General features: G+C 72.3%; 25 protein-coding genes and 1 tRNA gene. 18 read left to right on the forward strand and 8 right to left on the reverse strand.

From position 1 onward, the window contains the following. Positions 1 to 11: 11 nt before the first annotated feature. Positions 12 to 860 carry a 16S rRNA (cytidine(1402)-2'-O)-methyltransferase gene (gene rsmI / locus Q3W68_RS04640; RefSeq protein ID WP_302904241.1) on the reverse strand — a complete coding sequence of 283 codons (849 nt, stop codon included), beginning with the start codon at positions 858 to 860 and terminating at the stop codon, positions 12 to 14. Positions 861 to 943: 83 nt separating this feature from the next. Here rsmI and Q3W68_RS04645 point away from each other — a divergent pair, with 83 nt between their 5' ends. From Q3W68_RS04645 to Q3W68_RS04655, 3 genes are all read left to right on the forward strand, one after another. After that, on the forward strand, positions 944 to 2,614 hold the full coding sequence (locus Q3W68_RS04645) for a dolichyl-phosphate-mannose--protein mannosyltransferase (protein WP_302904242.1): 1,671 nt from the start codon (positions 944 to 946) through the stop codon (positions 2,612 to 2,614). Positions 2,615 to 2,916: 302 nt separating this feature from the next. Beyond that, positions 2,917 to 4,209 (forward strand): VWA domain-containing protein, encoded by a 1,293-nt coding sequence (locus Q3W68_RS04650; protein WP_302904243.1) that lies wholly within the window; start codon positions 2,917 to 2,919, stop codon positions 4,207 to 4,209. 2 nt (positions 4,210 to 4,211) lie between these two features. Continuing rightward, positions 4,212 to 4,985: a peptidase gene (locus Q3W68_RS04655; protein WP_302904956.1), complete on the forward strand. Its 774-nt coding sequence runs from the start codon at positions 4,212 to 4,214 to the stop codon at positions 4,983 to 4,985. Between the two features lie 52 nt (positions 4,986 to 5,037). On the opposite strand, the gene Q3W68_RS04660 is transcribed toward Q3W68_RS04655, so the two are convergent. Beyond that, positions 5,038 to 5,313, reverse strand: a complete 276-nt coding sequence (locus Q3W68_RS04660) for a hypothetical protein (protein ID WP_302904244.1) — start codon at positions 5,311 to 5,313, stop codon at positions 5,038 to 5,040. Positions 5,314 to 5,441: 128 nt separating this feature from the next. On the opposite strand from Q3W68_RS04660, the gene Q3W68_RS04665 reads away from it, so the two are divergent. The 5 genes from Q3W68_RS04665 (at position 5,442) to Q3W68_RS04685 (ending at position 9,079) form a co-directional block, all read left to right on the forward strand. Continuing rightward, the gene (locus tag Q3W68_RS04665; protein WP_302904245.1) at positions 5,442 to 6,098 is read left to right on the forward strand and encodes a 4'-phosphopantetheinyl transferase; all 657 of its coding nucleotides are present in this window, start codon (positions 5,442 to 5,444) and stop codon (positions 6,096 to 6,098) included. Positions 6,099 to 6,173: 75 nt separating this feature from the next. Next, entirely contained in the window at positions 6,174 to 7,391 is a 1,218-nt protein-coding gene (locus Q3W68_RS04670) for a hypothetical protein (protein WP_302904246.1), read from the forward strand. A gap of 126 nt (positions 7,392 to 7,517) precedes the next feature. Continuing rightward, on the forward strand, positions 7,518 to 8,234 hold the full coding sequence (locus Q3W68_RS04675; RefSeq protein WP_302904247.1) for a VOC family protein: 717 nt from the start codon (positions 7,518 to 7,520) through the stop codon (positions 8,232 to 8,234). Between the two features lie 105 nt (positions 8,235 to 8,339). Next, positions 8,340 to 8,531, forward strand: a complete 192-nt coding sequence (locus Q3W68_RS04680) for a general stress protein CsbD (protein ID WP_120571734.1) — start codon at positions 8,340 to 8,342, stop codon at positions 8,529 to 8,531. Between the two features lie 83 nt (positions 8,532 to 8,614). Beyond that, positions 8,615 to 9,079, forward strand: coding sequence for a hypothetical protein (locus Q3W68_RS04685; protein ID WP_302904248.1), 465 nt, complete (start codon positions 8,615 to 8,617; stop codon positions 9,077 to 9,079). Positions 9,080 to 9,117: 38 nt separating this feature from the next. Here the strand turns inward: Q3W68_RS04685 and Q3W68_RS04690 are convergent, their stop codons facing one another. The 3 genes from Q3W68_RS04690 to Q3W68_RS04700 form a co-directional block, all read right to left on the reverse strand. Then, the gene (locus tag Q3W68_RS04690; protein WP_302904249.1) at positions 9,118 to 9,981 is read right to left on the reverse strand and encodes an alpha/beta fold hydrolase; all 864 of its coding nucleotides are present in this window, start codon (positions 9,979 to 9,981) and stop codon (positions 9,118 to 9,120) included. Positions 9,982 to 10,044: 63 nt separating this feature from the next. Further along, on the reverse strand, positions 10,045 to 12,162 hold the full coding sequence (locus Q3W68_RS04695; protein ID WP_302904250.1) for a cellulase family glycosylhydrolase: 2,118 nt from the start codon (positions 12,160 to 12,162) through the stop codon (positions 10,045 to 10,047). A 131-nt stretch (positions 12,163 to 12,293) separates the two neighbouring features. Continuing rightward, a complete protein-coding gene (locus Q3W68_RS04700; RefSeq protein WP_302904251.1) occupies positions 12,294 to 13,304 on the reverse strand; it encodes a saccharopine dehydrogenase NADP-binding domain-containing protein in 1,011 nt (336 codons plus the stop codon). A 94-nt stretch (positions 13,305 to 13,398) separates the two neighbouring features. Here Q3W68_RS04700 and Q3W68_RS04705 point away from each other — a divergent pair, with 94 nt between their 5' ends. From Q3W68_RS04705 to Q3W68_RS04750, 10 genes are all read left to right on the forward strand, one after another. Further along, positions 13,399 to 14,337 (forward strand): helix-turn-helix domain-containing protein, encoded by a 939-nt coding sequence (locus tag Q3W68_RS04705; RefSeq protein ID WP_302904252.1) that lies wholly within the window; start codon positions 13,399 to 13,401, stop codon positions 14,335 to 14,337. A gap of 39 nt (positions 14,338 to 14,376) precedes the next feature. Next, positions 14,377 to 14,634 carry a hypothetical protein gene (locus Q3W68_RS04710; protein ID WP_302904253.1) on the forward strand — a complete coding sequence of 86 codons (258 nt, stop codon included), beginning with the start codon at positions 14,377 to 14,379 and terminating at the stop codon, positions 14,632 to 14,634. Between the two features lie 60 nt (positions 14,635 to 14,694). Beyond that, positions 14,695 to 15,018, forward strand: coding sequence for a hypothetical protein (locus Q3W68_RS04715; protein ID WP_302904254.1), 324 nt, complete (start codon positions 14,695 to 14,697; stop codon positions 15,016 to 15,018). A gap of 20 nt (positions 15,019 to 15,038) precedes the next feature. After that, a complete protein-coding gene (gene rox / locus Q3W68_RS04720; RefSeq protein ID WP_302904255.1) occupies positions 15,039 to 16,466 on the forward strand; it encodes a rifampin monooxygenase in 1,428 nt (475 codons plus the stop codon). 160 nt (positions 16,467 to 16,626) lie between these two features. Beyond that, positions 16,627 to 16,974, forward strand: a complete 348-nt coding sequence (locus Q3W68_RS04725; RefSeq protein ID WP_368045728.1) for an ArsR/SmtB family transcription factor — start codon at positions 16,627 to 16,629, stop codon at positions 16,972 to 16,974. Next, positions 16,971 to 17,450 (forward strand): SRPBCC family protein, encoded by a 480-nt coding sequence (locus Q3W68_RS04730; RefSeq protein WP_302904257.1) that lies wholly within the window; start codon positions 16,971 to 16,973, stop codon positions 17,448 to 17,450. Before Q3W68_RS04725 ends, Q3W68_RS04730 begins: the two co-directional genes overlap by 4 nt. 64 nt (positions 17,451 to 17,514) lie before the next feature. Then, positions 17,515 to 17,976, forward strand: coding sequence for a hypothetical protein (locus Q3W68_RS04735; RefSeq protein ID WP_302904258.1), 462 nt, complete (start codon positions 17,515 to 17,517; stop codon positions 17,974 to 17,976). A gap of 10 nt (positions 17,977 to 17,986) precedes the next feature. Further along, on the forward strand, positions 17,987 to 18,769 hold the full coding sequence (locus tag Q3W68_RS04740; protein WP_302904259.1) for a methyltransferase domain-containing protein: 783 nt from the start codon (positions 17,987 to 17,989) through the stop codon (positions 18,767 to 18,769). Between the two features lie 70 nt (positions 18,770 to 18,839). Next, positions 18,840 to 19,457, forward strand: coding sequence for a DUF6461 domain-containing protein (locus tag Q3W68_RS04745; protein ID WP_302904260.1), 618 nt, complete (start codon positions 18,840 to 18,842; stop codon positions 19,455 to 19,457). A gap of 148 nt (positions 19,458 to 19,605) precedes the next feature. Next, the gene (locus Q3W68_RS04750) at positions 19,606 to 20,301 is read left to right on the forward strand and encodes a proteasome protein (RefSeq protein WP_302904261.1); all 696 of its coding nucleotides are present in this window, start codon (positions 19,606 to 19,608) and stop codon (positions 20,299 to 20,301) included. 91 nt (positions 20,302 to 20,392) lie between these two features. Here Q3W68_RS04750 and Q3W68_RS04755 read toward each other — a convergent pair. The 3 genes from Q3W68_RS04755 to Q3W68_RS04765 form a co-directional block, all read right to left on the reverse strand. Further along, positions 20,393 to 20,466: transfer RNA gene (locus tag Q3W68_RS04755), tRNA-Ala, on the reverse strand. 235 nt (positions 20,467 to 20,701) lie between these two features. After that, a complete protein-coding gene (locus tag Q3W68_RS04760) occupies positions 20,702 to 21,484 on the reverse strand; it encodes a hypothetical protein (RefSeq protein ID WP_175438611.1) in 783 nt (260 codons plus the stop codon). Between the two features lie 169 nt (positions 21,485 to 21,653). Next, the gene (locus Q3W68_RS04765; RefSeq protein ID WP_302904262.1) at positions 21,654 to 22,295 is read right to left on the reverse strand and encodes a GNAT family N-acetyltransferase; all 642 of its coding nucleotides are present in this window, start codon (positions 22,293 to 22,295) and stop codon (positions 21,654 to 21,656) included. Between the last annotated feature and the right edge of the window lie 36 nt (positions 22,296 to 22,331).

Genomic DNA, 22,331 nt, shown 5'->3' on the forward strand with positions numbered 1-22,331 from the left:
GGCCCTTCCTTTCAGCTGTGCACCACCGCGTACACCTCGCGCCGCCGCAGCCCGTACGCGGTGGCGACCTCGGTGATCGCGTCCCGGCGAGACAGCCCGCCCGCCTCGCGTTCGGCCACCGCGGCGCGCAACGTCTCGTCGTCCGGCCGGACCGCCGGCGTGGCCGGTGCGCCGGCCACGACGAGCGTGATCTCGCCCCGGGGGTCGCCCTCGGCGGCCCACTCGGCCAGCTCGCCGAGCGGCCGGCGGACGACCTCCTCGTAGGTCTTGGTCAGCTCGCGGCAGAGCGCGGCGGGCCGCTCCGGGCCGAACGCCTCGGCCAGGTCGGCCAGTGCCCCGGCGATGCGGTGCGGCGCCTCGAAGAACACCAGCGTGCGCTCCTCGGCGGCGAGCGCGCGCAGCCGGGAGCGGCGGGCGCCGGGGGTACGGGGCAGGAAGCCCTCGAAGCAGAACCTGTCGCAGGGCAGCCCCGACAGCGCCAGCGCGGTGGTGACCGCGCTCGGCCCGGGGGCCGCGGTGACCGGCACCCCGGCGTCCAGCGCGGCCCGGACCAGCCGGTATCCGGGGTCGGAGACGCTCGGCATGCCGCCGTCGGTGACCAGCGCGACCGTGTAGCCGGCGACGAGCACCTCGGCCAGTTCCGGGGTGCGCCGCTCCTCGTTGCCCTCGAAGTACGAGACGATCCGGCCGGGCACAGTCACGTCCAGGTCGCGGGCGAGCCGGGTGAGCCGCCGGGTGTCCTCGGCGGCGACCACGTCGGCGGCGGCCAGCACCTCCCGGAACCGGGCGGACGCGTCGGCCGGGTTGCCCAGCGGCGCGCCGAGCAACACCAGCCGTCCTACCTCGGACATTTCCCCCACGGCGTGCGCTCCTTCATCGACGGTCGTACCAATTTCGGAGACGATGGACGCCACCGGGCACCCTCGCAGCCTACGATCGCCGGGTGACGAGTGCGTCGACAGCACAGAGCGCGAACCCGGACCCTTCCACCGCCGAGCGGGGCGACGGCGACGGGGGCGGGCTGCCCGCCGCCGTGCGGCGCCGGCTCGCCACCGTCGACGACCGCATCGGCCGGGGGCAGGCGTGGCTGGCGACAGCCGTGGTGGTGGCCATCGCCGCCATCCTGCGTTTCGTCGGGCTCGGTTTCCCGCCCGGGAAGATCTTCGACGAGACCTACTACGCCAAGGACGCGTACGGGCTGATCGACCGCGGCGTCGAGTGGAACTACAAGGACAACGGCCCCTCGTACGTGGTGCATCCACCGCTGGGCAAGTGGATGATCGGGATCGGCGAGTGGGCCTTCGGCTACCAGGACGCGGACAGCGGCGTCTCGGTGCCGGGCCACCTGATGACCACCTCGCCGGAGTTCGGCTGGCGGTTCGGCGCGGCGGTGGCCGGCACGCTGTCGGTGCTGCTGCTGATCCGGATCGGGCGGCGGATGTTCCGCTCCACGGTGCTCGGCTGCGCGGCGGGCCTGCTGCTCGCGCTCGACGGCTACCACCTGGTGCTGTCCCGCACGGCCATCCTCGACATCTTCCTGCTGCTGTTCGTGCTCGCCGCGTTCGGCGCGCTGGTGCTCGACCGGGACGCCCGGCGGCGGCGCTGGGCCCGGGCGCTGGAGGGCGGGCTCGACCCGACCCAGCCAGGCAGGGCCGGGCGGCCGTCGTCGGGCTGGCGGGACTGGCCGTGGTGGCGGCTGGCGGCCGGGGTGCTGCTCGGCTGCGCCTGCTCGGTGAAGTGGAGCGCGCTCTACTTCGTGCCGGCGTTCGCGTTGCTGGTGCTGCTCTGGGAGGTGGGCGTCCGCCGCTCGTCGGGCGTACGCCGGCCGTGGCGCGACGCCGTGCTCGACGAGCTGCCGTGGCTGCTCGCCGCCGGTGTGCTGATGCTCGTGACCTACGTCGCGACCTGGTCCGGCTGGCTGCTCGGGGAGGACGGCTACTACCGCCTGGCGGAGCGCTACCCGAACAACCCGGAGCTGAGCGACACCCCGTTCGTCGGGGCGCTGATCAACCTGTGGGAGTACCACAAGGCCGCGTACGGCTTCCACACCCAGCTCGACGACCCGCACAAGTACCAGTCCTGGCCCTGGCAGTGGCTGCTTCTCGGCCGCCCGGTGGCGTTCCACTGGTCCGGGGACGGCAGTTGCGGCGCGCCGAGCTGCGCCTCGGAGGTGCTGCTGCTGGGCACGCCGCTGCTGTGGTGGTCGTTCCTGCCGGCGATCGTCGCGACCGCCTGGCTCGGCCTGGCCCGGCGTGACTGGCGGGCGGGCGCGATCCTGCTCAGTGTCGCCGCCGGCCTGCTGCCCTGGTTCTGGTTCGCCCTCGACGGCCGGACGATGTTCTCCTTCTACGCCGCGCCGGCGGTGCCGTTCCTGGTGCTCGCGGTGGTCTACGTGCTCGGCGCGATCGCCACCCCGGCGCCGGTGACGAACACGGCCGCGCCACCGGACCCGCAACAGGTGCACGACCGCCGACTGGTGGGCGGGATCATCGCGGGGGCGTACGTGTTGCTCGTGGCGCTCTGTTTCGCGTACTTCTACCCGATCTTCGTGGGCCGGGTGCTGCCGTACGCGGACTGGTCGGCGCGGATGTGGCTGGACGGCCGCTGGATCTGAGGCGGGCGCCGGCACTGCGCGGCGCCGGGCACAGAGAAGCGCGCCCCGATCGCCTGCCACGGGGGAAGCGGGCGATTGGGGCGCGCAAGACAGAGCTTAACCACACTCCGGCAACCGCACAACGGGTGCGGGGCGGTCAGATTTCCGACGAGTGCACCACCGGCCGAAAGGTTTACATGGTGCAGCTGACGGTGGGTCGCGGCGCGCGATCGTGACGGGTCCGGCAGGCACCGGAAAGATCCCCCGCCGGGCACCTCCGACCCGGATGATCTTCCAAAGTGGATCTCACTACACTTCGCCCGGTGATCAACAAGAGACGATCGACGGCCGTCCTCATCGGACTGCTGGCGGCGGCCGCGATGATCGGGCCGAGCCCCGCCGGGGCCGACGACGAGACCACCGAACCCGTCGCCGAACCACCGAAGGTCGAGCTGGTCCTCGACGTCAGCGGGTCGATGCGGGCCCGCGACATCGACGGGCGCAGCCGGATCTCCGTCGCCCAGCAGGCGTTCAACGAGGTGGTCGACGCCCTGCCGGACGAGACACAGCTCGGCATCCGGGTGCTGGGGGCCACCTACCGGGGCAAGGACAAGAAGCAGGGCTGCCTGGACACCCAGCAGATCGTGCCGGTCGGCCCGGTGGACCGCACCCAGGCCAAGGCCGCCGTCGCCGGGCTGCGCCCGACCGGTTTCACACCGGTCGGGCTGGCGCTGCGCTCCGCCGCGCAGGATCTGGGCACCGGCAGCACCGCCCGCCGGATCGTGCTGATCACCGACGGTGAGGACACCTGCGCACCGCCCGACCCGTGCGAGGTGGCCCGCGAGCTGGCCGCCCAGGGCACCCGGCTCGTGGTCGACACGCTCGGCCTGGCGCCGGACGAGAAGGTACGCAAGCAGTTGCTGTGCATCGCGGGCGCGACCGGTGGCACCTACACCGCAGCGCAGAGCGCCGATGAGCTGACCGGCCGGATCAAGCAACTGGTCGACCGCGCCCGGGACACGTACACGGCCGCCCCCGCGGTGGTCGGCGGCGGCACGGCCTGCGAGGGCGCGCCGCTGCTCGCCCCCGGCGTCTACAGCGACCGCGAGGCGTTCTCCGAGCACCGCTGGTACCGGGTGCCGGTGCGTCCCGGGCAGGAGCTGCGCGCCTCGGTGAGCGTCGCGCTGGACCGGCCGGTCAACCCGGACTACGGCGTGCTGCTGCGCGCCACCGCGCCGGACGGGCGGGAACTGGTCCGGGGCGTCGACGCCGGCAGCGGGCGTACCGACGTGGTCTCCGCCGGGCTGCGCTGGTCGGCGGCCGACGAGGAGGAGGACGGCCCGAGCGCCGAGCCGACGCCGGGCGCCGAGCAGGCGGTACGGACCGTCTGCCTGGTGGTCAGCAACTCGTTCGCGGCCAAGCCCGGCACCCAGGCCCGTCCCGGCATGCCGGTCGAGCTGACCGTCGACGTGGTGGCCGCCTCCCCCGCCCCGGACGGGCCGGACCTCGGCCGCGGCTGGGTGCTGCTGCTCCTGCTCACGCTCGCCGGACTGCTCACCGGGCTGCTCGCCGGACTGCTCACCCGCTGGTGGGTGCACACGTGGAGGACGAACTGAGCATGCGTACGCTGATCCGCGCCGCGGCGGCGACGATCGCCGCCGGAATCTCCCTCACCCCGGCGGCGGCCCTGGCCGCGCCCAGCCCGTCACCGGGCGCGACCACTGTGACCAAGGCCGGCACCTCGTTCCTCACCGCCACGACGGTCACCGCCGGTCAGCCGGTGCAGGTGGGCGCGTCGACCGGCGACCACCTGTACTGGTCGTTCCGCGCCGACGCCGGGCAGGTGCACGAGGTGACCGCCACCGTCACGTTCCCGAAGTCACGCAGCGGCGCGTCCACCTGGACCGTCGACGTCTTCGACGGGCTGCGCCGCCGGCAGGCGTGCACCGCGGGCGCGCAGACCTCGACCGCTGACGCGTCGGCGACGAGCGTCGCGCTGGGCTGCACGCTGCGCCGGGTACGGCCGTGGGCCGAGCCCTGGTCGGGCGACCCGCTGCCCGGCACCTACTACATCCGGCTCTCCGTCACCGACCTGCCCGAGCCCGACCTCGGTCTGCCGATCGACGTGGAGATGCTCGTCGGCGCGACCGACGAGGGCGGCGCGTCCGGCGACGACGGCGAACTGGCCGCGCCGCTGGTGCCTAACACCAGGGCCGGCACGGTGCTCACCGCCGAGCCGACGCCCGAGCCGGTGGCCGACGAGGACGTCGACCTGACCGGGTGGCTCCCCGAGGCCGGATCGCGCTGGGTGTGGACCACAGTGGGCGGCGTGCTCGCCGCAGTGGCCGGCGTGGTCGGCTTCGGGCTCACCCGGCGGCCCCGCCGCCCCTGAGGACCGCAGCCGGTGGCCGCCGCGAACCCGACGCGGCGGCCACCGGACGCGCTCAAGCCTCGGCGGTACGCGGGCCGCGCGGCACCCAGCCGATGAACCGGTCCTGGAGCGCGGTGACCGGCACGGAGCGCAGATCCTGCGTCGCCGCGGCGAGGCAGGAGCCGAGGTAGACGCTCAACGACGCCCGGTCCACCTGGTACTCGTGCAGCAGGTGATGACGTTTCGTGGCGCAGGGCCAGTCGTCACCGCACGAGCCGCAGGTCCAGTGGGGGGTCACCGGCACGTGCTCGCCGCCGGTGCTCCCGGAAACCTCCGCGCCAGGCGTCATCGGCCGCTCCTTCCGAGCCAGGAATGGGTGGTGATGCACCGGTTTGCCTCCCCGCAACGATCCTTCAGCGCCACGGCACGCCCAAGCGTTACGGTACGTTCACCGCGTGTCCCCGTCATCCACCTCTCGTGCGTGATCTGCTTCCGGCCGAGGTCGCCGTGGCGGTGGCCGGCCCGGCCGACTGGGCCGGTGACCTGCTCCCGGCCGAACTGGCCGCCCTCGATGAGCGTGCGGTGCCCGGCCGTCGCCGCGACTTCACCGCCGGGCGCGTCTGCGCCCGCCGGGCGCTCGGCGCGCTCGGCCTGCCCGCCACGCCGGTACCGGCCGGCGCCGACCGGGCCCCGATCTGGCCGCCCGGCGTGGTCGGCGCGATCACCCACACCCGCGACTACTGCGCGGCAGCCGCCGCCCGCGCCACCGACGTGCGCGCCGTCGGCATCGACGCCGAACGCTACCGGCCGCTGTCCCCGGGGGTACGCCGAAAGGTGTGCCGCCCCGACGAGGAGGCGGACCTGGCCCGGCTGCCGGCCGGCGCGCCCTGGCCCACAGTGCTGTTCAGTGCGAAGGAGACCGTCTACAAGGTCTGGCACCCGCTGGTCGGAACGTGGCTGGGCTTCGCCGACGCGCGCGTCGTGCTCGACCCGGAGGCGGGCACCTTCCACGCGGAGATCGCGCCGGCCCGGCTCGCCGCCGCCCCGGTGCCCGATCCACCGTCGGCGGTGACCGGACGGTTTGCGGTGGACGACGACCTGGTCCGCACCGCGGCCGTCCTGCCCTGTCGATGAGGCACTGCCGGGCGGGTTGTGCCCGGCTTGTACCGTCGTTCCGACTGAAAATCCCGAAGGCGCCCAAGGAGTACGGTGAGCCACCCTCAGCCTCCGTCCGGGTCACCGGACCCGAACCAGCAGCCGCAGGAACCGCCGACGCAGGCGTTCCCCACCGCCCCGATGCCGCTGGCGCCGGGCAGCCCGTACGCGCCGCCGCCCGCTCCGACCTCGGGTGCGCCCTCCCCGCCGCCTTCGGACGCGCCGCAGCCGCCCGTCTCGGGTGCGCCGCCCGTCTCCGGTCCGCCGCAGCCGCCGACTTCCGGGGCGCCCTACCCACCGCAGCCGGATCCGGGTGAGCAGTACCCGCCCGCGCCCGCTCCCACCACGGCGTTCCCGCCGGCGCCGCCCACCTCGGGCGCGCCCTATCCGCCGCCGGGCAGCGAATACCAGCCCTCGGCCGGGGCGTACCAGCCGCCGGGGTTCGAGTACCAGCCCCCGGGTGCCGCGTACCAGCCGCCGGGGTCGGAGTACCAGCCGCCGGGTGCCGCGTATCAGCCGCCGGGCGGCGAGTACCCGCAGGCGGGTGGGGCGTACCAGCCGCCGGGCGCCTATCCGCCCCCGGGCGGTTACCCGCCGCCGGGTGGTGGCGCGTACCCGCCGCCGCCCGGAGCGCCGTTCGGGCCGCCGGCGAAGAAGTCGAACAAGAACGTCTGGATCACGGTCGGCATCGTCGCGGTGGTCCTGCTGCTGCTGTGCTGCGGTGGCGGCATCCTCGCCATCTACAGCGGCGCGAAGAAGACCCAGGAGGCGATCGACTCGCTGCCCACCCCGGGCGTCACCTACGGTCAGCCCACAGGTGACACCCCGACGGGCGCTCCCACCGGCACGCCGCGGCCGGGCAACACCGACGACAAGACGTTCAACATGCCGGCCGGCGACAAGCTGGTCATCAACGACGACAGCGGCACCATCGAGATCACTGTCGGCAACTTCCGGACCCGGAACGACGCCTGCAACGAGATCATGCCCGGCCCCAAGAACGGCATGTTCCTGATCGCCGACGTGACCGCCGAGATCACCAAGGGCACCGGCTCGATCAATCCGTTCTACTTCACCTGGGTGGCCGCGGACGGCACCGAGGAGAGCGGCATCGGCGGCGCCTTCTCCGGTTGCGGCAAGCTGATGACCTCGGGCAACAACCTGCCCGAGGGTTCCAAGCGCAGCGGGCAGCTCATCTTCGACGTGAAGGACCAGAACGGCGTCGTCGAATACAAGCACCGCTTCCGTTCCGCCGGGTCCTGGAAGCCCTGACCCACGCGAACCCCGTACGGGGGCCGGTCCACTGGGGACCGGCCCCCGTGTCCGTTCGGGTGACGCCGGCAGCCGATCGGGCATTTCCATGTGCGCGTGCCGGCCCCCGGTCGCCAGGCTCGGAGCATGGCGAACGAGACCACGATCCCGCTGCTTCCGTGCCGCTCCCTGGACGACGTGGCGCCCTTCTACCAGGCCCTCGGCTTCGAGGTCACGTACCGGCAGGAGCGCCCGAACCCGTACCTGACGCTGCGGCGGGAGGACCTGCATCTGCACTTCTTCGGGATGCCGGAGTTCGATCCCGCCGACTCGTACGGCTCCTGCCTGGTGGTGGTGGACGACCTGGTCGCCATCCACCGCGCCTTCGCCGACGGCATGCGCGCCACGTACGGCAGGGTGCTCGTCTCCGGCGTGCCCCGGATGACGCGGCCCCGGCCCCGCCGCAACCAGGAGGGCCATTTCGGGTTCAGCATCGTCGACCCCGGCGGCAACTGGATCCGGTTCGTCGGCCGGGCCGAGCCGCCGGAGGCCGACGACCGGGGCGGCCTGGCCCGCACGCTGGGCAACGCGGTGGTGCAGGCCGACTCGCGCGACAACCCCGCCCAGGCCGCGCGGATCCTCGACGGCGCGCTGGCCCGCCCGGAGGCCGCCGACGACCCGGCCGTCCAGGTGGAGGCGCTGGTCTACCGGGCGGAACTGGCGCTGCGACTCGGCGAGCCGGAGTCCGCGCGGGAACTGGTGCGGCGGGCCCGCTCGATCCCGCTGGACGACAGTTCGCGCGATGCGCTGGCCGACACGCTGCGGCACGCCGAAGACCTGACCGCGAGCATCCCGCCCGCGTAGCCGCGCGGCGGAGCCGGGCCGGTGGCGGCGGTTTGCCGGCTGGGTCAGCGGGGACGCGGCGCGGTAGGCGGCGAGGGCCGCCACGCGACGATCCGGGGAGGCGGCATGAGCGTCGAGCGCGCGAAGAACGACCTGGAGGACCTGGCCGGCCCGGCCCGGGCGCGGCTCGGTGACCTGAACCAGGACGAACACGCCGAAGCGGACCGGGTACGCGAACAGGACGAAATCCGGGGCAAGCGCCCCGGTGAGCACATCCAGGCGGACGCCCGCGACGCCGACGACAACTTCTCCGCCTGACCCTGTGCCGCCGGAGATCTGAGGCCGGTCGGGCCGCACGATCGGCGAGCGTGACTGTCGGGGGTGGTTCCTATCCTTTGGCGATGGTTCTCACCGACGTCACCGGGTCCTGGGTAGGCATCAACGGCTTCCGGCTGATGCCCGCCGACCCGCTCGCCGAGTCGCCGGCCGCGCTCACAGTCGCCACCGCGGCCGGCGGGCACCTGACCACCGTGTCGTACTCGTGGGACCACCCCGACGACGGCCCGCAGGACGGCCTGCTCGTGATCGCCGCGGGCGACCGGCCGGGCTCGCTCGTCGCCTGGTGGGGCGATTCGTGGCACCAGCAGCCGACCCCGATGACGCTCACCGGTGCGGCGGGCGGGGCGTCGGCTGTCGAACTCAGCGCCGAGTACGGCGGCGGCTGGGGGTGGCGGATCGTCCTCGACACCGCCGACCCGGCCCTTCTGCGGCTGCGGATGGAGAACGTCGTCCCCGCGGACCAGGCCGGGCCCGGCACCCCGGCCGGGCCCTACCCCGCAATGGTCACCGACCTGCGCCGCGCCTGAGCCGTCGCGGGCAGCGGCGACATGCCTCGCCGCTGCGGTCAGGCGTCGAGGATCTCCCGCAGCCGGCGGGCGAAAGCCTCCGGCTGCCCGGCGTGGCCCATCTCCTCGCCGAGGAAGCCGCCGTGGTGGCTCGGGAAGACCGCGGGCTGCCCGCCGAGCAGCTCGGCGGTGGCCACCGACGTGCGCGCGGTGAGCGTGTCCGCCGACTCCTCGCCCACGCCGATCACCACGCGGGTCTGCGCGGCGCGCAGTGCGTCGGCGTCGGGCCGGTAGACGGTGACCGCCGCGGACCGGTCGGAGAGCAGCGGATCGTCCCGGGTGCCGTCGTCCTCGGCCGGCATCCCGAACGCGGCCGGGTCCGGCGCGGGCTGGGCGAAGTAGTCGTCGGTGAACTCGCCCCGCCACGACGTCATGACGATGAACGCCGCCATGCCGGCGCCCCAGCCGTTCTTCCGGTACGCCTCCTGGCAGGCGGCCATGGCCCGGCCGGCCGCCTCGGCGTCCGGGAGCAGCGTGGTCAGTGGCGGCTCGTGCGCCACCAGCGTGGTCACCACGTCCGGGTACGCGGCCACCAGGGCGAGCGCTGTCACCGCGCCGCCGCTGCTGGCGAACATGTCGACCGGGCCCACGCCGAGGGCGTCGACGATGTCGCGTACGTCCCGGGCCTGGACCTCGGGCAGCGAGTCGTTCCGGCCGTCCTTGCGGACGCTCCGGCCGAGCCCGCGCGGGTCGTACGTGATGACAGTGCGGTCCGGGAAGTACGACGCGAGCGTGGTGAAGCCGTCGGCGCACATGGGCTGGCCGATCATGAACAAGGGGCGGTGCCCGGTCTCGGCCGCCGTGGGGGCGTGGACGTCGTAGACCAGGTCGACCTCGGGCGTCTGGAGAGTGAGCGTCTTCATGCCTGTGTCGACCGGCGCCGGCCGGGAAAATCATCGGTCCGGCGGAAACTCGTGCCGTCGCGGTCAGCTCACCGTGCCGGTGACGGTGCTGCCGGACTTGGTGACGTAGTAGGTCAGCTTCGTGCCGCTCCAGAAGTGGAACGTCAGCGTGACCCGCTGGCCGTCGTTGACCTCGGCGAAGAACTCCGGCTTCAACGCGATCGTGTTGCCGGTGTAGTCCGGCGCGAACGTCACGTCGAACTCCTTGTACGAGGTCCAGTTGTGCGGCCCGGCGTTGCTGCCGTCGGCGTACTTCGCCTCCATCGTGGCGAGCTGGTCGCCGCGGAACTGCGCCGGGAGCGTGAACGCGGCGGTGGTGCCCGTCGCGTTGGAGAGCACCGGCGGGTCGTACGTGATGATGCTGATCCGCCACGGCACGCCCGCGGAGAAGCGGGCCTGGAGGTTGGCGTTCACCCCGTACGCGCGGGAGCCGACCAGCCGGGTCAGCGCCGACGCGGTGAGCGTCAGGGTGCTGCCGGAGACCGTGTAGTCGGTGCCGTTCACGAGGTCGGTGGTGCCCTGGCGCAGCCCCTGGAACGTGGTGCCGTTCAGGTTGAGCGTCAGGCTCTTGGCGGTGATCGAGCCGGTACGCGGCACGTACACCTGGTCGCTGGACGCGGTGCCGGAGCGGGTGGTCCAGCTCGACTTGATCTGCGCGAACAGCTCGGGGTCCTTCCAGACGAAGGACGTCCGGTCGAAGTGCTGGCCGTTGTCCCAGAGCTGGGTGGTCAGCTTGCGGCTGCGCGCGTAGTGCCCGAGGAACTCGAAGAACTTGAGCTTCTCGCCCTGCTCGATGGTGCCGGTGTGGCGGTCGAAGCCGAGCAGCCCGTACTCCCCGATGATCACCGGGATGTTGCGGGTGACGAAGGCGTTGTAGACGCGGTCGAACTGGTCGGTCAGGTCCTGCTGCACGGTCGCGTCGAACCGGGTGCCCCCGGCGACGTTCACGCTGAACGGCCAGTACCCGTAGAAGTGCACGGTGGCGATCAGGTTCGGGTCGTTGAGCGCGTTGAACGTGCTGACCAGCTCGTCGACCCGGGCCTGCTCGGCGGAGGTGTGCAGGGTCGGCAGGACGAGCAGCCGGCTGGCGTTGTTCCCGCCGGACTGACGGACGATGCGGTGGAACGAGGTGTTCAGCTCGTTGAGCAGCGTGGCGTTCTGCGCGTCACCGGAGCTGCCGGTGAACTGCGGCTCGTTGACGCTCTCGAAGGTCAGCTTCGGCGAGGAGTCCTTGAACGCGGCGGCGATCTGCGTCCAGAGCGCGTTGTAGCGGTTCAGCACGTTTGTGCGGTCGGTGGGCATCGTGTTGATCCACTGCCACGAGTCGTGGTGGATGTTGAGCACCACGTAGAAGCCGTCGGCGAGCGCCCAGCCGACCACCTCGCGTACCCGGTTCAGCCACGCCGCGTCGATCGTGTAGTTCGGCGCGGCGCCGTGGTGGTTGCTCCAGGTCACCGGGATGCGGATGCTGTTGAAGCCCTGCGCCCGGACGTTGTCGAGCAGTGCCTCGGTGACCCGCGGGTTGCCCCAGGCGGTCTCGTCCGCGCCGACCGCGTCGAAGGAGTTGCCCAGGTTCCAGCCGGGCTGCATGGCGGCGACAGCGGCCATGGCGTTGCCTGCGGGCGGCGGGGTCGTGGGCGGCGGGGTGGTGGGCGGCGGAGTCGTGGGCGGCGGCGTGGTCACCGGGGGCGTGGTGGCCGGCGCGGTGGTCCCGACGACACCGCCGGTGCAGGCGACCCCGTTCAGCGAGAACGCCGTGGGCGCGGTGTTGGTGCCGGTCCAGGAGCCGTTGAAGCCGAACGAGACGGTGCCGTTCGTGGCGATGGCGCCGTTGTAGCCGACGTTCGTGGCGGTGACGTCGGCGCCGGAGGAGGTGACCGTGGCGCTCCAGGCCTGGGTGACCCGCTGGCCGGACGGGAACGTCCAGCGCAGGTTCCAGCCGTTTATCGGGTCACCGAGGTTGGTCACGTCGACGTTCGCGGTGAAACCGCCGGGCCACTGGCTCGCGGTCGTGTAGGTGACGCGGCAGCCGGCCGCCGCCTGGGCGTTCGTCGCCATCACGGCGGTGCCGGTCACGAGCGTGGCGGCGGTCGCCGCGACCAGGCCGACCCGCAATCGGGCGGTACGGGGAGAGCGGAACATGGTGGTTCCTTCGTGGTGGGTGGGGCGCGTGGACGGGGAAGGCGGGGCGCGCACCCGCCCAGCGCGAGAGTAAGTTTGGATTCCAAACATTGTCAATCGGCAGTCGTGGATGTGGAAGGTCGGCGGGCGCATCAGACGGCCGGCAGCGGCTCGACCGTGAGGTGCGCCGACAACGCGCGCAGGAAGTCCGGCGCGTCGAAGATCCGGCCGGCCGAGGCGACACCGGTCGCCCGCGTCCGCCCGGTCAGCAGGCGGTGCACCGCCTCGACCGCCAGCGGCGCGCTGATCGCGTAGATGTCCCGCCCGTGGGCCACCACCCGCCGCCGCACGTCACCCGCGCGCACCACCACGTCGACCGTGAACGTCTGCGCCGACCGGCCGCGCTCGTCCACAGCCGCCGGGGCGTCCCCCGCGGCCAGGTCCCCTGCCGCGTTCACGGTCATGTACGTGCACACCTCGGGGATGTCCAGGTGGCTCGGCACCGTCACCACGTCGGCCATGGTGAACTCGCCCAGCACCGGCCGGACACCGAGCGGCGCCAGGAACTCCCAGTCCAGCCGGGGCAGGTCGCCGTCGGCGTACACCAGACGCCCGTCGGTGAAGCGGACCCGCCGGCCGTCGCGGCGCTCGCGCGAGACGACGCCGGAGGCGACCGTCCCGGCCGTCGGGTGCCAGCTGCTCAGCCCGTACGCCACGTGCGCCTCGTCGGCCGCCGTCCAGTCCCCCATCGCGGTGGTGACCAGCAGGTCACCGAGCCCGCCGAAGAACGCCATGGCCGGCACGACCGCCACACCCGCGGCCTCGGCGCGCGCGGCGTAGTGGGCGAACGTGTCCCGGTTCGCCTCGATCTCGGCCGCCACGTCGACGTAGGGGATCCCGGCCCGCAACGCCGCCTCGATCAGCGGTCCGGCGGTCGAGGCGAACGGACCGGCGCAGTTGACCACCGCCGCCGCCCCGGCAAGCGCCCGACCCAGCGAGGCCGGGTCGTCCACCGACGCCACCCGGTGCTCCGCCCCCGGGAACGCGGCCGACAGCTTGCCCGCGTCGCGCCCGATCGGCAGCGGCTCGTAACCCCGCTCCCGCAGCTCCGCCACCACGAACCGCCCGGTGTGCCCGTACGCCCCGAACACCGCCACCTGCATGATGCTCCCCCTCGAAGATCGACTGGAATGATCCTCGCCGGGATCCGGGGGCCGGGCCAGTGTCGCAAACGCCAACGCCCGTACAGTTTCGGACATGACCCTGATCGCGCTCGCCGCCACCGACGGGATGCTGCACTTCGAGCTGGCAGCGGCCTGCGAGATCTTCGTCCGCGACCCGACCGGCCTGGCCGACCCCTGGTACGACCTGGTGGTCTGCGGTCCCGGCCCGGTCGGCGTCGGCCGCTTCGCCGTCACGCCCGACCACGGGCTGGACCACCTCGCCCGCGCCGACACGGTGATCGTCCCGGCGATCGAGGACACCGACGCCGAGCCGCCGCCCGATCTGGTCGACGCGGTCCGCGCCGCGCACGAGGCGGGCGCCCGTATGGTCTCGTTCTGCACCGGCGCGTTCGTGCTCGCCGCCGCCGGCATCCTCGACGGGCTGCGCGCCACCACCCACTGGGCGCACACCGACGCGCTCGCCGCCCGCTACCCGCGCGTCCAGGTCGACCCGGACGTGCTCTACGTGGACAACGGCGACGTGCTCGCCTCCGCCGGCAAGGCCGCCGCGATCGACCTGTGCCTGCACCTGATCCGCCGCGACCACGGCTCCACAGTCGCCAACGCCGTCGCCCGCCGCCTGGTCGTGCCGCCGCACCGCGCGGGCGGCCAGGCCCAGTACGTCACCACCCCGGTCCCTGCCCGCGAGGACCACCCGCTCGCCGCGCTGCTCCCCTGGGCGATGGCGCGGCTGGACCGCCCGCTCACAGTCGCCGGCCTCGCGCGCCAGGCGAACATGAGCACCCGCAACCTGGTCCGCCACTTCACCGCCGCGACCGGCGCCACGCCGTCGCAGTGGCTGGCCACGCAGCGCATCCGCCGGGCGCAGGAACTGCTGGAGAACACCGACGACAGCATCGACGCCGTCGCCGAGGCGTCAGGCATGGGTACGGCGACGACGCTGCGCCGCCACTTCCAACGCACAGTGGGCGTGCCCCCGGACACCTACCGCCGGACGTTCCGCCGAGGCTGACCCGATTGCCCGCGCACCGGCCCGGGTAGAAAGTCCACCATGGATCCGAGCACGGGGTCGAAGCAGCGCTGGTGGAACACCTACCCGGAGGCCACGACCGGGCAGTGGACGACAGCCGTCGTGGTGGCCCTGGCCCTCTCGATGCCGACCGGCCTGCTCTGCGTGTGGCTGGCGACGTCGCTGCTCAGTGGTGCCCACTGGCTGCTCCAAACGCTCGCCTTCGCCGTCGTCGGTCTCGTCGTCGGCGGTGGCGCCCTCGTACTGCTGACAAAGCTCGCCGGGCGCCGCGCGACCTGACCTTGCCCGGCGGTTGTAGCCTCGGCCTCCGACTCGCCCCTCGGACCACCGGAGCAGACCATGGCGGAGCAGGTACGTGTGCCGGACGACGGCGCCGGCAGCGAATTCTTCAGCTTCGCGCACACGTACAACGGCTACGAGTTGCGGGGCAGCTTCGATGCGCTCGCCGCCACCGCGCGGGCCGTACGCGAGCGCTGGGAGCGGACCGGCGAACTCGGCGACGACGTCGACGAGTTGCGCGCCTGCCTGTTCTTCGAGGCACGGGCCTTCCGTCACGGCGGCGGATATGGTCGGTTCGACCAACGGCCGATCGTCCCTGGGCTGGTGGCGCGCATCCGGTCGCTGTCCGGGGGCGTCGTACCGGACAAGTCGACGATCACCTGACCTGAGGCACGGGGGCATGTGTGTTTGACGTGATCGTCGTCGGCGGCGGGCCGACCGGGATGATGCTGGCGAGCGAACTGCGCCTTCACGGCGTCGGCGTGCTCGTGCTGGAGCGGGACGCCGAGCCGCCGCCGTACGTGCGGTCACTCGGCCTGCACGTCCGCAGCATCGAGGTGATGGACCAGCGCGGGCTGTTGGAGCGGTTCCTGGAACACGGTGGCACGCACCCGATCCGGGGATTCTTCGCCGGCATCGACAAGCCCGCGCCCGCCGACCTGGACACCGCACACCCGTACGTCCTCGGCATCCCGCAGACGCTCACCGACCGGCTGCTCGCCGAGCACGCCGCCGAGGTCGGTGCCGAGATCCGGCGCGGCCGTGCGGTGACCGGGCTGGAACAGGACGACGACGGCGTGACTGTCCACCTGGACGACGAGAGCGCGCCGCCGCTGCGGGCGCGGTTCGTGGTCGGCTGCGACGGTGGGCGCAGCACCGTCCGCAAGCTGCTCGGCGTCGGATTCCCCGGCGAGCCGTCCACGGTCGACACGCTGCTGGGCGAGATGGAGGTGACCGCCTCCCCCGACGAGATCACCACGATCATGACCGAGGTACGCCGGACCGAGAAGCGGTTCGGGCTCGGCCCGTCCGGCAGGCCCGGTGTGTTCCGGGTGGTAGTACCGGCGGCTGACGTGACTTCGGTGCCGCCGACGCTCGACGACTTCAAGCGGCAACTGACCGCGTACGCGGGCACCGACTTCGGCGTGCACTCCCCCCGCTGGCTGTCCCGGTTCGGCGACGCGACCCGGCTGGCCGAGCGCTACCGGGTCGGGCGGGTGCTCCTGGCCGGCGACGCCGCGCACATCCACCCGCCGCTGGGCGGGCAGGGACTCAACCTCGGCATCCAGGACGCGTTCAACCTGGGCTGGAAGCTGGCGGCGGCCGTCAACGGGTGGGCTCCGGACGGGCTGCTGGACACCTACGCGTCCGAGCGGCGCCCGGTCGCCGCCGACGTGCTGACCAACACCCGCGCCCAGATGCTGCTGACCAGCAACGACCCCGGCCCGCAGGCCGTGCGGGAGGTGCTGACGCAACTCATGGACTTCGACGAGGTCAACCGCTTCCTGATCGAGAAGGTCACCGCGATCGGCGTCCGGTACGACGTCGGCGAGGGGCACGCCCTGCTCGGGCGGCGGCTGCGCGACGTACCACTGCCGCAGGGACGCCTGTACGAGCTGATGCGTACCGGCGGCGGGTTGTTGCTCGACGGGACCGGGAAGCTGTCGGTGGACGGCTGGGCCGACCGGGTCGAGCTCGTCGCCGGCACCGGCGACGAGCTGGACGTGCCGGCGGTGCTGTTGCGGCCGGACGGGCACGTGGCCTGGGTCGGCGAGGATCAGCAGACACTGGAGGATGCGCTGCTCAGGTGGTTCGGTAGCGCGACGCGGTGAGCCGCCGCCGATCGCCCGAGGGCGTTCAGGGTCCGGTCGTCTGGTAGCTGCGGAGCGCGGCTTCGGCGAGTCGGGGGAGATGATCGTCGCCGCCGGCCATGCTCGACGGCGGCGGTCCTGTGGCAACAGTGACCTGCTCTTCAGGGCTTGACGAACGTCAATCGTAAGTCGTAGCTTACCGTTCGTGGGCACTTACCGAACTGAGGACGGGTGGGACGCCCTGGGCGACCCGACGCGGCGGGCGATCATCGCGTGTCTCGCGGAGCAGCCGCGGGCGGTCGGCGAGCTGGCCGCGGTGCTGCCGGTCAGCCGGCCGGCGGTGTCGCAGCATCTGCGGGTGCTGAAGGACGCCGGCCTCGTGACGGACCGCACGGCGGGTACGAAGCGTGTCTACCGGCTCAATCCCGCCGGCGTGGCCGCCCTACGAGATCAGCTCGACACCTACTGGAGCCGCGCGTTGGACGGCTTCAAGGACGTCGCCGAGCACCCTGACGAGGAGGAATCATGAGTGGAACGGATGCGGTGGTGCGGCGGCAGATCGTGGTCGACGCACCGGTCGAGCGTGCCTTCGCGGTGTTCACGGAGCGGTTCGGCGACTTCAAGCCGAAGGAGCACAACCTGCTGTCGTCGCCGATCGCGGAGACGGTGTTCGAGCCGAAGGTCGGCGGACACATCTACGACCGCGCCGAGGACGGCAGTGCGTGCGCCTGGGCGCGAATCCTCGTCTTCGAGCCGCCGGACCGGCTCGTCTTCAGCTGGGACATCAGCCCGGCATGGCAGCTCGAACAGGATCTGGACAACGCCAGCGAGGTCGAGGTCCGGTTCGTCGCCGAGACACCGCAGCGGACCCGGGTCGAGTTGGAGCACCGCAACCTGGACCGGCACGGTCCGGGCTGGGAGTCGGTGCGTGACGGCGTCGGCAACGACCAGGGCTGGCCGCTGTACCTGGACCGCTACGCCGGCCTGTTCGACGAGGCCAGATAGCGCTGAGTCTTGGCGGCCCTCGGCACACTTGTTCACGAAACTTTGATCGGTTCGGAGCGCCGGGGTGGACCAGTTGAGGATCTCGCATGACGCCTTCGGCGAGCTTCGCCTCGCCCACTTCCTGGCGATGGAAGACCTGGAGGAGCTCCGCGACTGGGAGTACCTGGGGCGTCGCTGGGTCGGGGAGGCGTCGGGCTTCACCGAGTGGCTTCGTCTTGAGTCGGCTCCCGGGGTGACGCGTTCGGTAGCGATCGACCTAGCGGCCCTGCCGGAGCCGGCGGCTCAGAAAATGATCAACGCGCTCGGACTCCCCCTCCGGGCAGGGCTGGATCAACAGGACATCATCGGCGTCTTCGGCGAGCCCACCGACACGGAGAGATTCGTACGGGATCGAGTCACGCTCGTCTTCCACGTCGGCGCCCCCGATCCCTACGAACTGAGCTGCACGGTGCATGAGGAGCACGGGCTGATCCACCTCACGATGCACCCCACGCCGTTGCCGGATCAGCCGGCGACAGCGCACTAGGCTCCGGATCGTGCACGGGTTCACCGACGTCGACCGGCAGTCAGACCCGGCCTCGTGGGTCGGCGTGCTCGACCGCCTCATCGACGAGCCCTTCTACCAGGCGTATCAGCATCGGGTCCGCGAGCTGCTCCGTCCGGTGCCCGGCCGGCGCTACGTCGAGGTCGGTGCGGGCACCGGGGCGAGCGCGCTCCGCCTCAGAGACGAACACGACGCCGGCGTGGTGACAGTGGACCGTGCCGTGACCATGGCTACGGCCATGCGGGCGCGTGGCTTGACCGAGTGCGCCGTCGCCGACGCCCATCGGCTGCCGTTCGGCGACGACTCCTTCGACGGCGCCTGGGCCGACCGCACCGTGCAACACCTCGCCGACCCCCACGCCGCGATCGGGGAACTCGTCAGGGTCGTCCGGCCGGGTGGCCGCATCGTCCTCGCGGACCCCGACTACGACACGCAGGTGCTCGACGTCGCCGACCAGGATCTGGCGCGACGTGTGCTGCGGTTCCGGGCGGACGTCCTCCTCCGCAACGGCACCCTGGCCCACCAGCATGCCGGCATTCTGGCCACGCTCGGCCTGGCCGAGGTCACCGTCGAGACCCGAACGCTGCTGGTTCGCGACCCGGCCGCCGCCGACAACGTTCTGGGCCTGCGCAGCTGGGCTGCCACAGCGGCTCAGCGCGGCGTACTCGAACCCGCCGAAGCTCGCGCGTTCGAAGGCCAGTTCGACCAGGCCGTCGACGCGGGCCGCTTCACCTACGCGGTCACGTTCTTCCTCACCGCGGCCACCGTCACCTGAGACGGACGCCGGCCAACCCGCTGGGCCGCGGTCCTCGGGGGGTGTCGGTGGCGCCTGCGATGATTCGGACGTGAGCGCTACCGCGTCGGACTACGCCTGGTTGACTGACCGCTTCCCGGGCCTGATGGAGGCCTACTGCTTGACGCTGGTCGAGGGACTGACGCCGGACGGGCTGCTGGACAGACTGGGCGCGCGGCAGGAGTCCCGTGTGCGAGGCACTACAGAGCTGCTGGACCCCGCGTACGACGCCTGGGACGACCACGACGGTGAGCGGGGGTTCGTCGGCGTGACCGCTGTCGGTGACTGGGCACTCGCCGTCGAACCCAACGGCTACCTCGGCACCCTCGACGAGGTGATCGTCCCGCTCTCCCGAGGCACTCGCCTGGTGTCCCACTTCCGCAACGTCAACGCGGTCGATCACTTCTTCTGGCTCGACGACGGAGTCCTTCGACTGCATTTCGAGCCGCTGTTCCCTGCGCACCGGGACGGCAGCGACCCCGACGGCCTGGTGGAGGCGATGCGGCAGGTCGGTTTCGACCTCAGCGAGGATGACGACGCCGACTACTCGGTCAACACCGAGGCGGCGTTTGCCCTTGCTGAGCACCTCACCGGGGTCCGACTGACTCCAGAGCTTCTCGAGTCGGCGACGTACGTGTGCGGTACCGCCCCGATACCTCGAAGACAATGAACCGACTCCACGGACGAGCCCACGCTCCTTACTGCACTTCGTGACACGGCCGTCCGGGCAGTGAGTGAGCTGGCACGTGTCGGGGTGTAGGCAGGCGGCAGGTCGGGTACCTCGCGCCCTACCCCTTACCCCTGCTCAGGAGGCCCCTATGACTGTCGTACTCGCCGTTGTCTGCAGCGACGGGGTGGTGATCGGCGCGGACTCCCAGATCACCGAGAGCGACCGCGGTCTGAGCTTTCCCGCCCAGAAGCTGCACCCGCTGGGGGACTGCGCGGCTTGGGGCGGCAGTGGCGCGCGGGGAGTTCTCAACGACCTGCGTCCCCTCCTCCAGGACTCGGCCACCGCCATCCTCGAAGCACCGGACATCGGCGACGAGTTGCAGGAGCGCGTTCTGCCGGTCTTCAAGAAGCACTACGAGAACTACATTCCGGACGTGCCCGGCGAGGGCAGCGGCGGCGGGGTGTCGGCGTACCTGCTCGCGGCCGGTTACAGCCAAGGCGGCCCGTGGATCGTGGAGATCAACCCCAACGGGCTCATCGGCCGCTACGAGGACGTGGGCTTCCACGCCATCGGCTCCGGCGCACCCATGGCCCAGCAGGCCGGCGCGCTGCTGTCCCACTTCCGGATGACCACGCGGACCGTCGAGTACGGCGTGGTGGGCGTGGTACGGGTGCTGGAGGCGCTGGAGCGGACCTCACCGTCGGTCGGCGGGCCGTTCAGCGTCGCGTGCATCCGCGAGGAGGGTGCGCACCACCTCGACGAAAAGGAGATCGCCAAGGCGCTGAAGGACGCCCAGCGCTGGCGCGACCTCGAACAGGAAGCGCTGGACCGGCTTTTCGACTGACGCCGGACGGGTTGCGCGAGCAGTCCCTGTAGCTGCTGTACAAGATCGAAAAAGGCCGTCCCCCTCGAAGGGAGACGGCCTTTGATCTGGGTGGAGCTGAGGGGATTTGAACCCCTGACCCCCTCGATGCGAACGAGGTGCGCTACCGGTCTGCGCCACAGCCCCTCCGCTGGCGAACCAGCGTCGGTCCCACCCAGCTTTCACCGGGTGGGCCGGCGACAAGGCTAACAGGTCGCGCCCCCACGACGCGAACCGCCCCACCGCCCACGTAGATCTTGGAAGAAAGCCGCCCCTGGAGGGCCCAGTTCTTCCAAGATCGCTCCCACGGGCGACGCGAACCGCATGAGTGGGATCACGCGGACAAGGGCGGAAGCGCCCCGGCGAGCACGGAACGGGAGCCTCAGGCGCCTCGGCCGGACTGGTAGGGGCGGCCGCGCAAGCCGCCGGCCCGCCGGTAGGACACCGAGCCGCCGCTCGCCGCCGGTGGCAGGTCCGCCGGGCGGTCCAGCCCCATCGCCGTACGCCGGACCGCCTCGCGCTGGGCGGCCAGCCGGCGCTGCGCCTCCCGCCGGGCCGCCGCGCGCCGGGCCTGCTCGCGGCGCACCTCGGCCTGGCGGGCGGCCAGCCAGGCCGCCTCGCGGGCGTCCGCGCGCCGCCGCCGGCGCTCGGCCAGGGCGCGCTGCCGCAGGTGTACGACGTACGCCACGAGCAGTGCGCCGGTGACCGAGACGCTGATCCAGAACCCGGGCCCGACGAGCACCACGCCGCCCAGCTCGACCAGGTTGAGCAGCAGCAGCGCGGCCAGCACTCGACGCCGGCGGTAGATCGCCGGGGTGTGCCGTCGCCGGGGCGGGTGCCGTCGGCGGGACTGGGCCGGGACCGCGGAGACGGGCCGGAGCCGCCCGGAGCGACGACGCAGCGGTGGCGCGGAGACCGGGCGGGCGAGACTGCCAGTGTCCGAGTCTTCACTGAGGGTCACGACGAGGGAGCGCGGCGGGTGCAGCGGTCGCCGCCCGGGCACGGTGCGCCGCCGACGCTGGCGCTGGAGCACCCGCGCCGTCGACTGCGCCCGCTCCGCCACCAGCCGCTCGGTGGCGTCGTACCGGCGGACCAGCGCCGGAGCGAGGGCGAGCAGACCGGCGGCGGCGAGGACGGCGAGGAGCACCGACGTGGGCACCCTCACCCCTCCCGTCACCAAAGTTCGGGGCGAGCGTCACACCGCCGCAACTTCTTCCGTCGACCGTCGTTTACGGCGCACTTCGTGCGGGCGGGCAGCGCTTGCCACAGCTTGCAGTTACTTGAGGTTACGGGCCGCCGACCCGGTTCACAGTGCGCCGCGCCGGGCGTCCGCCTCAGCGGCGGTTGTCACGTACGCGGTGCCACCGCGCCAGTAGTCCGCCCTCGGCTACTACTTCCTCGCCGGTCATCGCGTATCCGATGTGGTCGCGCCACGCGCCGTCGATGTGCATGTAGCGCACGTGATAGGCCTCCTCGCGGAAGCCGAGCTTCTCCACCACCCGCCGGGACGGCGTGTTCTCCGGCCGGATGTTCACCTCGATCCGGTGCAGGCCGCCCGGCCCGAACGCGTGGTCCACGGCGAGCGCCACAGCTGTCGGGATCACACCGCGACCGGCCACCCTGGAGTCCACCCAGTAGCCCACGTACCCGGAACAGAACGCCCGCCGCACGATGCTGCCGATGTTGACGTGACCGACCAGCCGCTCCTGCCCGTTCTCGCGCAGGCAGACCGCGAACGGCATGCCCTCACCGGTACGCGCGGACTTGCGCTGGTCGGCGTGCACCAGGCGGAACGCGGCGGGCGAGTTCGTCTCGTACCAGCCGCCGGGCACATGGGACTCCCACGGCGCCAGCCAATCCCGGTTGGCGCGCCGGATCTCCGACCAGGCGACGGCGTCCGAACGCCGGTACGGCCGCAGCACCACCGGACCGTCCACCAGCACCGCCGGCCACCCCGGCGCCCGCCGGAACCTCACGGAGTCAGCCTTTCGCTCGCGACTGCGGGGCTCGCA

It is taken from the genome of Micromonospora sp. C28ISP2-4 (assembly GCF_030519385.1).
GTDB classification, from domain to species: domain Bacteria; phylum Actinomycetota; class Actinomycetes; order Mycobacteriales; family Micromonosporaceae; genus Micromonospora; species Micromonospora tulbaghiae.